General features: G+C 42.2%; 13 protein-coding genes. 8 read left to right on the top strand and 5 right to left on the bottom strand.

The window, feature by feature from the left end; genetic code table 11:
* Positions 1 to 156: 156 nt before the first annotated feature.
* From A587_RS0110040 to A587_RS0110020, 5 genes are all read left to right on the top strand, one after another.
* Entirely contained in the window at positions 157 to 957 is an 801-nt protein-coding gene (locus tag A587_RS0110040; protein ID WP_010372614.1) for a DUF3025 domain-containing protein, read from the top strand.
* A gap of 1 nt (position 958) precedes the next feature.
* Complete coding sequence (locus tag A587_RS0110035; RefSeq protein ID WP_017217469.1) at positions 959 to 1744, top strand: ABC transporter ATP-binding protein; 786 nt, start codon at positions 959 to 961, stop codon at positions 1742 to 1744.
* Positions 1737 to 2945, top strand: a complete 1209-nt coding sequence (locus tag A587_RS0110030; protein ID WP_017217468.1) for an ABC transporter permease — start codon at positions 1737 to 1739, stop codon at positions 2943 to 2945. Before A587_RS0110035 ends, A587_RS0110030 begins: the two co-directional genes overlap by 8 nt.
* Positions 2946 to 3100: 155 nt before the next feature.
* Positions 3101 to 4249, top strand: coding sequence for a hypothetical protein (locus tag A587_RS0110025; RefSeq protein WP_017217467.1), 1149 nt, complete (start codon positions 3101 to 3103; stop codon positions 4247 to 4249).
* Positions 4250 to 4404: 155 nt separating this feature from the next.
* A complete protein-coding gene (locus tag A587_RS0110020; protein ID WP_017217466.1) occupies positions 4405 to 4698 on the top strand; it encodes a hypothetical protein in 294 nt (97 codons plus the stop codon).
* A 32-nt stretch (positions 4699 to 4730) separates the two neighbouring features.
* On the opposite strand, the gene A587_RS0110015 is transcribed toward A587_RS0110020, so the two are convergent.
* From A587_RS0110015 to tsaA, 3 genes are all read right to left on the bottom strand, one after another.
* A complete protein-coding gene (locus tag A587_RS0110015; protein WP_017217465.1) occupies positions 4731 to 5531 on the bottom strand; it encodes a UDP-2,3-diacylglucosamine diphosphatase in 801 nt (266 codons plus the stop codon).
* Between the two features lie 130 nt (positions 5532 to 5661).
* On the bottom strand, positions 5662 to 7389 hold the full coding sequence (locus tag A587_RS0110010) for a proline--tRNA ligase (RefSeq protein WP_017217464.1): 1728 nt from the start codon (positions 7387 to 7389) through the stop codon (positions 5662 to 5664).
* Between the two features lie 131 nt (positions 7390 to 7520).
* A complete protein-coding gene (gene tsaA / locus A587_RS0110005; protein WP_017217463.1) occupies positions 7521 to 8228 on the bottom strand; it encodes a tRNA (N6-threonylcarbamoyladenosine(37)-N6)-methyltransferase TrmO in 708 nt (235 codons plus the stop codon).
* A gap of 156 nt (positions 8229 to 8384) precedes the next feature.
* On the opposite strand from tsaA, the gene A587_RS0110000 reads away from it, so the two are divergent.
* The 3 genes from A587_RS0110000 to A587_RS0109990 all read left to right on the top strand — a co-directional run bounded on the left by A587_RS0110000 (position 8385) and on the right by A587_RS0109990 (position 10162).
* A complete protein-coding gene (locus A587_RS0110000; protein ID WP_017217462.1) occupies positions 8385 to 8567 on the top strand; it encodes a hypothetical protein in 183 nt (60 codons plus the stop codon).
* Entirely contained in the window at positions 8567 to 8854 is a 288-nt protein-coding gene (locus tag A587_RS0109995) for a hypothetical protein (RefSeq protein ID WP_010372642.1), read from the top strand. The genes A587_RS0110000 and A587_RS0109995 overlap by 1 nt, the downstream gene beginning before the upstream one ends.
* 258 nt (positions 8855 to 9112) lie before the next feature.
* Positions 9113 to 10162 carry an energy transducer TonB gene (locus tag A587_RS0109990; RefSeq protein ID WP_017217461.1) on the top strand — a complete coding sequence of 350 codons (1050 nt, stop codon included), beginning with the start codon at positions 9113 to 9115 and terminating at the stop codon, positions 10160 to 10162.
* 41 nt (positions 10163 to 10203) lie between these two features.
* On the opposite strand, the gene A587_RS0109985 is transcribed toward A587_RS0109990, so the two are convergent.
* Both A587_RS0109985 and A587_RS0109980 read right to left on the bottom strand, forming a co-directional pair.
* Positions 10204 to 10683 carry an acyl-CoA thioesterase gene (locus A587_RS0109985; RefSeq protein WP_010372647.1) on the bottom strand — a complete coding sequence of 160 codons (480 nt, stop codon included), beginning with the start codon at positions 10681 to 10683 and terminating at the stop codon, positions 10204 to 10206.
* A gap of 83 nt (positions 10684 to 10766) precedes the next feature.
* On the bottom strand, positions 10767 to 12416 hold the full coding sequence (locus tag A587_RS0109980; protein WP_017217460.1) for an electron transfer flavoprotein-ubiquinone oxidoreductase: 1650 nt from the start codon (positions 12414 to 12416) through the stop codon (positions 10767 to 10769).
* Between the last annotated feature and the right edge of the window lie 133 nt (positions 12417 to 12549).

Raw genomic sequence — 12549 nt, 5'->3', positions numbered from 1 at the left:
ACGGCTAGAAAGGCATTAATTATCCGAAGCTCAGGTTAATTACCTTACTTTTAGCATGCGATTTAGCCTGTTACGCTCATTTACAATTGGCTTTTGCCAAGTATCAGGCGCTTCAGTAAAATAGTTGGCTAATTGCATGATAAGTATCTCAATCAAATGAAAAAGTTTACAGCGCCTGAGGCGTGGCAGGTTGCATGTTTACATGCTGAGCCGTTTTCCCATTTAAATCAGCTTTTTGACTTAAAAAGCCAGCAAGATTGGCCAAGCCCCGAGTGGTTGTCTTCGCACGTAAACAGCATTAGCTTGCAACAGTATGATACCCGCTTTGTGGCCGATGAAACGATAGACTTTGGCGATAAATACTATGAAGAGATTATCTTTGAAACCCATCAGGTACCGACGCGTAGTCAAAATTGGCACGACTTATTTGGCGCGTTGATTTGGTGTTTATTCCCAAAAACAAAAGCTTTGTTAAATGCCCTACATATCGAAGAAATAGCACAGTTTGGTTTAAAGCAGCGGAGTAAAAAGCGCAATGCGTTAACACTCTTTGATGAGTGTGGTTTGGTGTTGGCAATCGATGATGATAAGTGGCGTGATGCCCTTAAATCACACCAATGGCAGAATGTATTTTACGATAATCGCTCAGAATGGCAGCAAAACCTAAAGCCTTTTGTATTTGGCCACGCAAACTACGAGATGCTAACCAATCCCTTTATTGGGCTAACGGGAAAACTGGTGTGTATTAATGTTGACGCTGCATTTTGGCAACTTTCATTAAGCGAACAATATCGTTGGTTAGATGATAAATTGGTCGCACTGATCAATGATGGGCTGCTTGAAGACAATACCAAAATGTCACCCATTCCGCTGCTTGGGATCCCAAACTGGCATGAGCCACAAGATTTAGAATTTTATCAAAATACGGACTATTTCAGGCCGAAAAGAAGGAAGTAGCATGATAGCTATCAATGGATTAAAAAAGCGCTTCGCCCTGACTCGCGAACATAAAAAGAAAAAGAGTCAAACGGATCCTCGCGAGCGTGAGGGTTTTTTTCATAGTGTAGAAGAGGTCAATCTACACTGTGGGCAAGGTGAAGTACTCGGATTGCTCGGCCCCAATGGGGCGGGAAAAACCACCACTTTGCGTATGCTATCAACTGCGCTGACGCCGGATGCTGGAACTATCTTAGTGGATGGTCAGGATATTGTGAAAAAGCCTGTTGTTGCACGCAAAGCCATCGGTTTTTTATCAGGGTCAACAGGGTTATATGGACGTCTAACCGCCAAAGAAAATGTTGAATATTTTGCACGACTTCATGGTTTAAAAGGAAAAGCATTAAAAGCGAAATGCGATGAGCTGTTTCAGCGCTTAGAGATGGAGACCTTTCTAGATAAAAGGGCTGAACACCTATCGACCGGTATGAAACAAAAGACCAATATAGCAAGGGCGGTGGTACATAGCCCTAAAGTCGTGGTACTAGATGAGCCTACGACAGGCCTTGATATTATGACCACACAAACGGTTATCTCTTTTATTCGCGACCTCAAAGCGCATGGTACACCCGTTATATTTTCTACCCATCACTTAGATGAAGTTGCATTATTGTGCGATAGGGTGTCTGTTATCGATAAAGGGATCACCTGTTTTGATGGCAGTTTGGCTGAGTTTAAAGCAAAGGGGCAAAGTGAAGAGCTAAATCAAGCATTTTTAAATTTGTTAACGGGAGCACAGCATGTTTGAGGTATTTTTAAAAGAAATTAGAGAGCTGCTGCGCGACCGCAAAACATTGTTTTTTGTGATTGCACTGCCAATGTTAGTATTTCCTGTGATTATGGCTTTAGTCGGCTTTATGGCTTCACAGGCCGCCATGGAAGCGAAGCAAGAAGTTCATACGTATTACATCGCAAATGAAGCCTATGCTGAAAAGTTCTCAGAGCAGGTTTTTTATCATAAAAGTTTTAAGAAATATGCAGGTGAGCTCAAGCTTGATAGCGTCGAAGCACTGAGTGATGCGGTACGAAGTGGCGTGATCGATGTTGGGGTTTTTATTCCATCCGATCCGGTTGAAAACCTGGAGTCTGGCGTAAAAAGTGAATGGAAAATCGTGTTTAACGATGCGCAATCTATCAACTTTATTTATGACCGTTTGTCTAAACTTGCTAAGAAGTTTTCTGATGAACTCAGAGCGGCGAAGTTAACCTCACTGGGGTTGTCGCAAGCGGAGCAAGTGGCAGTGCTCCAGCCTATATCGATTACTAAAGTGGATACCGCTGACAAACGCGAGAATTTAGGCGAGAAGTTAGGTGCATTTATCCCTTATATGTTGATTCCGCTGGTATTGATGGGGGCAAGCTATCCAGCTATTGATTTAGGCGCTGGAGAGAAAGAGCGTGGCACTTTAGAGACGCTGTTGTTAACGCCAATTTCTCGCACAGAGTTAGTGTTGGGTAAATTTTTAACCGTATTGAGTAGTTCAATATTCTGTGCGCTTATCACGGTCTCCAGCATGGCGCTGTGGATAGGAATTGCCAGTAGCTTTGTCGAACTAGACGTTATTAAAAACGCCTTCTCGTCGGTTGCATTAATAGACTTTGTGTTGATTTTTGCGTTGTTGCTTCCTGTTGCTGTGATGCTTTCGTCGCTAACACTTGCTATCTCAATTTACGCTAGAACCTTTAAAGAAGCACAAAACTACATGGGGCCGCTCAGCATGGGGATCTTCATTCCCATTGTGATGTCTTTAATGCCAAATATGGAGTTAACCGCTAAAACTGCATTGATCCCAATTACCAATGTCGCATTAGCGATTAAAGAAATCATCAAAGGTACGGTCGATTATGGCTACGTCGCGTTAATTTTTGGCGCTTCTGCCGTTTTAGCAGCAGGATTACTCGTGTGCTGCGTTAAATGGTTTAATAAAGAAACCGTATTGTTTAGGTAAAGCTTCAGTTAGGTGTGAGTCATTGAGAATTATGGCGTTTTTCTGTACGATAAACGCCTTATTCAGCGTTTAACTTTTTGTAATTTAGTCTTCTACCTGTTTAGGTAGCTTGTGCAAGTAGTAGGTTTCAATATTAGTCACTCAAGGAATGTAGGATGACATCAACCACGGTACTTAAGTCAGTCAGTGAATCAGTTACTAACGGCATTGCCATTTTATTCTTGTTTTCGTCGGTTTTTCACTTAGCCGGGTCAAGTTTTTTGGAAGCTCTGATCTACTTAGTGATTTCTTTGTTACTATTTGCATACCGTAATCGTTTAATGTTTGACCCTGCACAAAAGCAGTTTGTTATCACTAAACAACTATCGTTATTGAATGTACGTATTCGGAGAATAGGTGAGCGTGTGATACCGCTTTCAACTGTGACTGAAGTATCTACGGGTTGTAACAAGCAACTCAATTATATTAGTATAAGTTATCTCTCAGAAAATGAGGAGCCTGCGGTCTATTCATTTTCGTGTTTACGGCAAGCTGATAAACTCACCGCGCTTGTGTCGGCATCTGGTTTTGACCAAAACATTCAACCAACGGCAGACGCGGATGCAGATAGGAGATCAGCTACGCGTTCAACTCCCACTAGCCTTGCAAGATTATTTCCTTTATTTATGAATAGCAATCGCGATATTGAAGAGCGATTCTCCGTGTTACGATGTGCACTACCGACGCCTAAGCATAAGCTGCATATTGTTTGGATGGTGGTAGGGGCTTTTGCTCTAATGACCTGCTTTATTCTTTACTCGTCACAAAATTACATAGCTGGTTTGGTATTTTTGGTGCTCACGTATTTGAGCTATTGGTTGGCGTCTTTACTTATTAGTAATAAACACTATTTTGTCTATCACTCACCCTGTAACCAAATTAAGGTTGAGGAAAATAGTTTGCTGCTACCTGCGTTACTGTTTACAGATAAACAAGCACGAGAGGTAAAAAAGGATGAAGTTAACGATATTAAGGTACATTGGAATACGTTTATAGTCAGCGACTTGGATAGGTTAACCGCGTCGACTCGTCGTAATCATATTGTTGATTTGGTCTTTGATACTGAGTATGGTGCGACGGTTTCACTCTCTGGCATGAGCGTAGAAGCTGAGCCACTCTTACTTGCGTTAACGCATTGGCAATATCCTTTGTCTATTGAACGTACGGATAAAGCGGTGTTCCCAATGGTGAGGCACTTTCAATATGGTATTCTAGTGTTTATTATCGGTATTATTGTCTGGGCAACGACTACATTTGTGATATAACACACCTGACGAAAAGCGGAGATTGTTTTCATAAAACGTCTTCTTAAGTGATAAAGCTTGGGTAATTCCCCATTTTTGGGCAACAAGTATTGTTAACAAACGGCGATTGTTTATTTCGAATATAACTTCGCTAAAAATAAGTGAAAGTACTATATATGAAGAAAAATCAGGATTGTCCTCAGGTGCTGTTTGAGGATATGTCGCGAAAGGAAGCGATACTAAAAGAGTTTAATTCGCTGAGGCCTAATAATAAGCGACGATTCTACCAGATCATCGGTATGCTAACGGCAGTCGTATTTTTAATTTATCGCTACCCAGAAATTATTGAACAACCCGTTTTATACATCTTTTTGATTTTAATGATGAGCTTAAGCGCAGAGGCATACGTACAAAACAAGCGTGTCAATAAACGCATCGATTTACTGCATAAGCTATTAAAAGAAGAGTGACTAGCTGATACTTGAAGAACTGAAGCCGCTGACTAAGCGGCTTCAACATTGTCGGTTTTAATATCGTCAATTTCAACTACGTTGAGGACGGATTGAACATCTGACCAATGCAGCAATTCAATACGACCTTCTTGGTTTTCAACCAGTGCCGTGCAGTTTTCTATCCAGTCACCATCATTACAGTACACAATACCATCTACGACACGGATCTCCGGTTGGTGGATGTGCCCGCAGATAATGCCGTCGACACCTTGCTTCTTCGCTTCATGAATTGCTGCGTTCTCGAATGCGGCAATGGCCTCTCTGGCTTTATGCACGCGCTTTTTCAGCCAAGATGCAAGCGACCAATAATGACCACCATATAAACGTCGTACGCGATTGGTCCAGCGATTTAAGAATAGTAGAAAATCATAAGCGGCATCCCCAATGATACTGATCAGTTTGTTGTATCTTGTTGCCGAGTCAAAATCATCACCGTGTAGTAATAAAAACCGCTTACCTACGGAAGTGGTATGAATAAAGGTTTTATGCACTTCGACTTTAAAAAGCGTTTGCCCAACGTAGTTTCTGAAGGTTTCGTCGTGATTACCCGGAATGTAGATAACGCGTGTACCAGATCCCGCTTTTTTTTGTATGCATTCTAATACCTGATAGTGGGATGGATCCCAAAAAAACTGGCGTTTCATTGACCATAGATCAACGATATCACCGACCAGATAGAGTACATCACATTCGGTTTTGTTGAGAAAATCTAGCAAGAACTTCGCTTTACAGTCCTTGTAGCCCAAGTGTACGTCTGAGATCCAAATACTCGGATAGTATGTTGTTTTCATGGCTTGGCTCTTTAGCGTAATAATGACAATGCTAAGAGGCAAAGATGACAGTGGCGGGGCAGTTAGGAGAAGCTAATATGACAAAAGAGCATACACCTGTATGCTCTTTTATTATGTAATTTACGTAGGCTTATTTGCTTTTAATTGCATTAACGATTGTTTCAACCGCAGATTCAATATCCAGCATCAGTTTTTCGCCAGTTTGACGATTTTTCAGCTCAACCTTATTTTCATCAAGGTTACGCTCGCCAATCACGAGGGTGTATGGAATACCGATAAGTTCCATATCGTTAAACATAACGCCCGGACGCTCTTTACGGTCGTCGAATAACACATCAATTCCCGCATTTTGTAGATCTGCATAGAACTTTTCTGCGATCTCTGGGATACGGTGAGACTTATGCATATTCATTGGCACGATAGCCAACTCAAATGGCGCAATAGCAACAGGCCATTTAATACCGTAATCATCGTTATTTTGCTCGATTGCTGCGGCAACGATACGAGAAACACCAATACCATAACAACCCATGGTTAATGTTTGGTTTTTCCCTTCTTCGCCAAGTACACCAGCTTTCATTGCTTCAGAGTACTTAGTACCAAGTTGGAACACGTGACCTACTTCGATACCACGTTTGATAAGGATTTTACCTTTACCACAAGGGCTTGGGTCGCCTTCAACCACGTTACGGATATCTTCAACTGTATAAGTGCTTACGTCTCTGTCCCAGTTGATCCCACTGTAATGAACACCATCTTTGTTTGCACCGGCAACAAAATCAGCCATGATAGCTGCGCTGCGATCGACAATAACAGGCATTGAAAGACCAACAGGCCCCAAAGAGCCAGGTTTTGCACCAATAGCGTTAACAATGTCTTCTTCACTCGCCATCTCTAGCGGTGAATCCACTAGTGCTAATTTCTCAGCTTTCAGCTCATTTAAGTCATGATCGCCACGAACGATAAGCGCGACAAGACCACGTTTACCGTCTTCGTCTGGTGTGCCATACACGATGAGTGTTTTCACACCACGGTGTGGTTTAACGCCATGTTTTGCTTTTAGCTCAGCGATGGTGAAAGCTTCAGGTGTGTCAAACGTATTAAGTTCTTTACTTGGCGCTGGGCGAGCTTCAGTTGGTGCAAGTGCCTCTGCCTTTTCAATGTTTGCAGCGTAGTCACTTTCATCACTGAATGCGATTGCATCTTCACCAGATTCTGCAAGTACATGGAACTCATGCGATAGGTTACCGCCAATTGAACCACTGTCAGCAATAACAGGACGGTAGTCAACGCCTAAACGATCAAAAATGTTACAGTAAGCTTGGAACATCTTGTGATACGTTTTTTCAAGACACTCATCAGTCATATGGAATGAATAGGCATCTTTCATGGTAAATTCACGTGCGCGCATCACACCAAAACGTGGACGAACTTCATCACGTACTTTCGTACTGACTTGATAAAGTGTGATCGGCAGTTGCTTATAGCTGTTGATTTCGCGACGTACAAGATCAGTTATCACTTCTTCATGCGTTGGACCAAGTGCAAATGGACGGCCATGACGGTCATTAATACGAAGTAGCTCAGGACCAAACTGTTCCCAACGGCCTGACTCTTCCCATAGCTCTGCAGGCTGGATCACTGGCATTAGCAGCTCAATCGCTCCCGCTTTGTCCATTTCTTCACGGACAATTCTCTCTACTTTGCGGAAAACTTTTAGGCCTGATGGTAGCCAAGTATAAAGACCTGAAGCCAATTTACGGATCATACCCGCTCTAAGCATTAGCTGGTGGCTTACCACCTCTGCATCAGACGGCGTCTCTTTTAGAGTCGCTAATATATATTCACTCGTACGCATTCTTATTCCAGTATAAGTTACTTATTGTTCTCTTATTGGCGGCTATTCTAGCAGTGCAGTAGCCGCTTAAAAAGCTTTAATACCTAAACATCTTCATAATTTATAAGTTTATTGGCAAGCCGCTGAATTTGCTATTTTGCTAACGAAATTTCAGTGACATGGTTATGCTCACCATCTACTGTCCAGCGGATATTAAAATCATACAAACTCATACCATAGTCCTGCTGTGATGTACGTTTCTTTTTATAAGCCGGACGAGGATCTTGCTTCAGTACATTAGCAATGAATTGCTGAAGTTCTGGATAGTTTTTTTGTTTTTCAATAAAAACAATAGCCTCGTCTGAGAAACTAACAGACATTTGCGTTTCTGGCCGAGTATCAGCAAAGCCAGCTGTGGCATCCACCAAGGCATCTGAATAGGGAAGGTACGGCTTAATGTCAATGATTGGTGTACCGTCCAATAAATCCACGCCGGAGAGCAACAGATCCAGCTGACCATTTTTATATTCTACGCTCTCAAGCTTTACTGCACTCATGCCAATCCCGTTGGGTCGAAAAGTCGCTCTAGTCGCAAACACGCCTTTACGTTCATTGCCACCGAGTCTCGGAGGACGTACAAGTGCAGAGTAACCCTTATCAGCGGTTTCATGAAAGCGAAACAATAACCAAATATGCGTGAACGCTTCAATACCACGAACAAATTCTTCGCGATTGAATTCACCAACAAATCTAAGCTTGGCTTTTGCCTCTGGGACAAGCCTTGGTTGTCTCGGGATAGCGAACTTCTGTTTATAAGGAGATTGGATAAAGCCGATGGGCTCAATAGTGATCTGTTCCACTACGGTCTCTGTCTGAATTAAGATGAGTAAAGTTTACTATTGATCCCGACTTTCACAAAATCCTGCTCGCAATCAGCCCTGTAATGCCATGTAATTCATTTATTCAGATTTTTCGCATAACCTTGTAAATAATGGAATATTGGTGGAAGTCGCAACATGAATCGGTATACTTTTTCGGCCCAAAATAGCTTACGTTCGAGTTTACACACAGATAACGAACAAATCATTGGCACTAGAGCATACGAGTACAAGCAATTGGTCGAAGACATTAAACCAATTCAAGGCTTACGAGAAAAATTACAAGCATTTAATCGCCTGAAAAGAGATGAATGTAAATAATGGAGTTTCATAGAAAGGTTGACCAAAGCTGTCAAGAAGCGCTCTGTAAATCATCCCCTTTAAAACCTATTTTGATCCGCGCGATATCTGAGCGTAGAGCAGCGTTGCAAGCAATAATTAATGATTTAACAGAAGGGGCGGTAAGTCCAACTAAAATGGATGTACTACTCAGTCAAGAAGCGGAAAAAGTAAGCTTACAATTATTAAAAGAAGGCAACTTAAGTAAACGCGACGCGCTCGCTGCAAGTGAAAAAGCCATATTTACATTAGCAAGGAATTTGCTTTAGCGCTGCTTAACTAGCCAAATCTATCAATATCCCCGAATGATTTTTTATCTTCAGTTTCAGTTTCCATAGGCTCTACGGCCAATACATTATCTAGCTTACATTAAAGTGCAGGCCAGCAAGGCACGCGTTTTTCAAAGGACATACGGCTCTTATCAGCGCTAGATTGTAAATAAAAACAAGGTCCCCATTTAAGGGTCGTTGTTGGGAATATAAAGTCTGTGCTATATTTTAGCTGCTACCAATAACGGACAATTTGATATGGAAAATTTTATTAAATCTACTTTAATGACCTCTGTTTTATTCGTTTCACTCACAACAGGCGCATTCGCAAAAAGCGAGCCAAACATACATTTATCTACAATCGTAAATGCATCGGCTGTTGAAAGGGTTGCTCCTCAGTATCCACGTAATGTTGCGTTAGTCGGCGGGGAAGGCTGGGTTACGCTGAGTTATATCATCAATGAGGATGGTTCGGTGGCGTCTCCGATAGTGGAGAATTCATCTGGACAGAAAGGCTTCGAACGCGCTGCACTGCGAGCAATCAAACGTTGGCAATATTCTCCAGCAACAAAAGATGGAAAGCCGATTAAGCAGTGCAAAAATAGTGTGATGTTTTCATTCAATATGTCAGATGCGGAAGAAGGAGCATCGCGAGGTTTTGTGAGAAGCTATCGCAACATCAATAACCTCCTTGATGAAAGTAAGCTAGTAGAAGCTAAAGAACATGTTGATAAACTGGCAAAAAAAGGTCGTTGGAATCGATATGAAGAAGCCTATTTTAACTTAGTAAAAGCGCGATACTTTCAACTAACAGCGGAACCTAGACAAGAACTTGAGGCGCATAAAGGGATCATCTGGCACGGCAAGGATATTGTTAAATCTGAACTCTACGCCAACGCCCTTATCAATGCAATTAAGCTCCAAACCCAGCTGCAGGAATATAAAGGAGCGCTGAAAAACCATAAAAAACTAATGGAGTTAGATGGACAAGACACTTACAAGTCAGCAGTTCAACCTGTTATAGATGAAATCGTTGCTTTAATAGCAGATAAGAGCAAGATGCTTGTTATTGCCGCTGAAATCAAAAATGATGATGTCTGGACGCACGCATTGGTCAGACCAAATTTCGCTATCGCTGAGGTTTCAGGCGCACTTCATACCCTTGAAGTACGATGTGATAACCAGTTTTCACAATTTAAATTTGCTGAAAATATGCAGTGGAATATACCGAAAAGTTGGGGTGAGTGTAATGTCGTGGTTTTTGGTGAGCCGAATAGCTCCTTTAAACTGATAGAAGTTCAATCTTAGCTGAACTTCTACACTTCGATTTTTGTTATCAGACGTTCATGTTATTTACTATCAGACAAGGTTTCTTCTAATAGCGATTCGGTCTGGATCGCTATTTCCTTCATTTTCACCGCATAGGCTTCTAATTTTTTCTCCTCTTCGGTTTTCGCTTTAAACTGAGGAATTTGAATTGGATACCCAGCTTGGTCCATGGCGATAAAGCTGATAATACAGTGATTGGTTTCGACAAGTCGCTGCGTTTTTGGGTCGCCACAGCGCACCTGAATAAAAATCTGCATACTGGTGTTTCCGGTGTGGGCAATGCGCGCGGAAACTTCAACAATCTGACCCACAAGAATAGGGCGGTGGAAGCGCATGCCCGCTACTGAAACGGTAACGCAGTAGCTACCGCTCCAACCCGCGGCGCAAGCATATCCAGCTTGATCAATCCATTTCATGACCATACCACCGTGTACTTTACCGCCAAAGTTGACGTCGGTGGGCTCTGCTAAAAATCGAAAGGTGACGGATTGTTGTGGCATAGACTCAACTCTATTTTAAAAATATACGCTAAGTATAGGAAAGAAAGGGGCATTTCGCCCCCGCAATTTAGGATTTATTGGTATTACATGTTTGGATAGTTCGGACCACCAGCCCCTTCTGGTGTGACCCAGGTAATATTTTGGCTCGGATCTTTAATATCGCAGGTTTTGCAATGAATACAGTTTTGCGAATTGATGACAAACAGCTTCTCACCTTGCTCGTTTTCGTTTACTTCATACACGCCTGCGGGGCAATATCGCTGTGCAGGCTCATCAAACTTAGCTAAATTCACTTTGATTGGTATATCAGAATCTTTTAACTGTAAATGACATGGTTGCACTTCTTCGTGGTTAGTATTCGATAAAAATACGGAAGAAAGTTTGTCAAAACTTAATTTACCATCCGGCTTTGGGTAACTTATAGTCTGCGACTCAGATGCAAGCTTAAGCTGTGCGTGATCCTGATGTTTGTCCTTAATGGTAAATGGTAGCGAACCTGAGAAAATGTTTTGGTCGATCATATTGTAGGCGCCACCCATAATACGACCTAACTTATGCATTGCTGGGCCAAAGTTGCGAGATTGATAAAGCTCATCATAAAGCCAACTTGCCTTAAATTTGTCGGCAAAGCTTACCAAGTCTGACGGAGTGCTTTCTTGGCCGAGTGCCTCAATGATGGCATCGGCTGCAAGCATACCGGACTTCATTGCTGTATGGTTACCTTTAATTTTGGCAAAGTTGAGGGTACCTGCGTCGCAGCCAATCAGTAAACCACCTGGGAAGTGCATTTTAGGTAGGCTGTGAAAGCCACCTTTGGCGATTGCTCGAGCACCATAGGCAATGCGCTCACCACCTTCAAGTACACTCGCAAAGGTGTGGTGATGCTTCATACGCTGAAATTCATCAAATGGACTTAGGTGTGGATTAGTGTAATTTAAGTCGATGATTAACCCGACCACGACTTGATTGTTTTCAGCATGATACATAAATGAACCGCCATGGGTATCATTGTCGAGCGGCCAGCCTGTGCCGTGTACAACAAGACCTTCTTTATGCTTGCTTGGGTCTACTTGCCAAATTTCCTTAAAGCCGATGCCATAGTGTTGAGGAGAAGCGTCTTTATCCAGTTTAAATTCAGCTATAAGTTGTTTGCCTAAGTGGCCACGGCAACCTTCAGCAAATACGGTATATTTCGCTCTAAGCTCCATTCCAGGCATGTAGCTGTCTTTAGGTTGGCCATCTCTATCTAAGCCCATGTCACCGGTAATAATACCTTTAACTTGTTGCTCTTCAACAATTAGAGAGTGGGCGCTAAAGCCTGGGAAAATTTCTACGCCAAGTTGCTCAGCTTGTTCAGCGAGCCAACGACAAACATTCCCCATAGAAACAATATAGTTGCCGTCATTTTTAAATGTTTTTGGTACCACTAGATGAGGCAGTTTGGTGGCATTGGTTTCATTTTTGAATAAATAAATGTCGTCACCCGTCACTTTCGTTGTCACGGGAGCGCCTTTTGCAGCCCAATCAGGGATAAGTTCGTCTAGTGCTTTGGTTTCAAATACAGCACCCGACAAGATATGTGCACCTACTTCTGAGCCTTTTTCGACTACACAGATCATTAATTCTTGTTGTTTTTCTTGAGCCTGTTGAGCGAGTCGGATAGCGCAAGACAGGCCCGCAGGACCTGCACCAACTATCACAACATCAAACTCCATGGTTTCACGTTCGACCATTATTAACCTCACACTATTTGACGGTAGATTAACTAAAGAGAGGCTTTAGTTTGATTTTCGTTAAACTAAGGTTATTTGAGGTTGACGTTTACGTCAACAGGAAGTAGTCTGAAACCAGTAAAATAATTTGTTG

This window comes from Pseudoalteromonas sp. NJ631 (genome assembly GCF_000276645.1).
GTDB classification, from domain to species: Bacteria; Pseudomonadota; Gammaproteobacteria; order Enterobacterales; family Alteromonadaceae; genus Pseudoalteromonas; species Pseudoalteromonas piscicida.
This window is presented reverse-complemented; position numbering and strand designations above follow the sequence as displayed.

Excerpts from the sequence above, each read along its gene's own strand:
- A587_RS0109990 (WP_017217461.1), top strand. The coding sequence starts at position 9,113 with ATGGAAAATTTTATTAAATCTACTTTAATGACCTCTGTTTTATTCGTT.
- A587_RS0110010 (WP_017217464.1), bottom strand. The coding sequence starts at position 7,389 with ATGCGTACGAGTGAATATATATTAGCGACTCTAAAAGAGACGCCGTCT.
- A587_RS0110015 (WP_017217465.1), bottom strand. The coding sequence starts at position 5,531 with ATGAAAACAACATACTATCCGAGTATTTGGATCTCAGACGTACACTTG.
- A587_RS0109985 (WP_010372647.1), bottom strand. The coding sequence starts at position 10,683 with ATGCCACAACAATCCGTCACCTTTCGATTTTTAGCAGAGCCCACCGAC.
- A587_RS0110000 (WP_017217462.1), top strand. The coding sequence starts at position 8,385 with ATGAATCGGTATACTTTTTCGGCCCAAAATAGCTTACGTTCGAGTTTA.
- A587_RS0110040 (WP_010372614.1), top strand. The coding sequence starts at position 157 with ATGAAAAAGTTTACAGCGCCTGAGGCGTGGCAGGTTGCATGTTTACAT.
- A587_RS0110020 (WP_017217466.1), top strand. The coding sequence starts at position 4,405 with ATGAAGAAAAATCAGGATTGTCCTCAGGTGCTGTTTGAGGATATGTCG.
- A587_RS0109995 (WP_010372642.1), top strand. The coding sequence starts at position 8,567 with ATGGAGTTTCATAGAAAGGTTGACCAAAGCTGTCAAGAAGCGCTCTGT.
- A587_RS0110035 (WP_017217469.1), top strand. The coding sequence starts at position 959 with ATGATAGCTATCAATGGATTAAAAAAGCGCTTCGCCCTGACTCGCGAA.
- A587_RS0110030 (WP_017217468.1), top strand. The coding sequence starts at position 1,737 with ATGTTTGAGGTATTTTTAAAAGAAATTAGAGAGCTGCTGCGCGACCGC.
- A587_RS0110025 (WP_017217467.1), top strand. The coding sequence starts at position 3,101 with ATGACATCAACCACGGTACTTAAGTCAGTCAGTGAATCAGTTACTAAC.
- A587_RS0109980 (WP_017217460.1), bottom strand. The coding sequence starts at position 12,416 with ATGGTCGAACGTGAAACCATGGAGTTTGATGTTGTGATAGTTGGTGCA.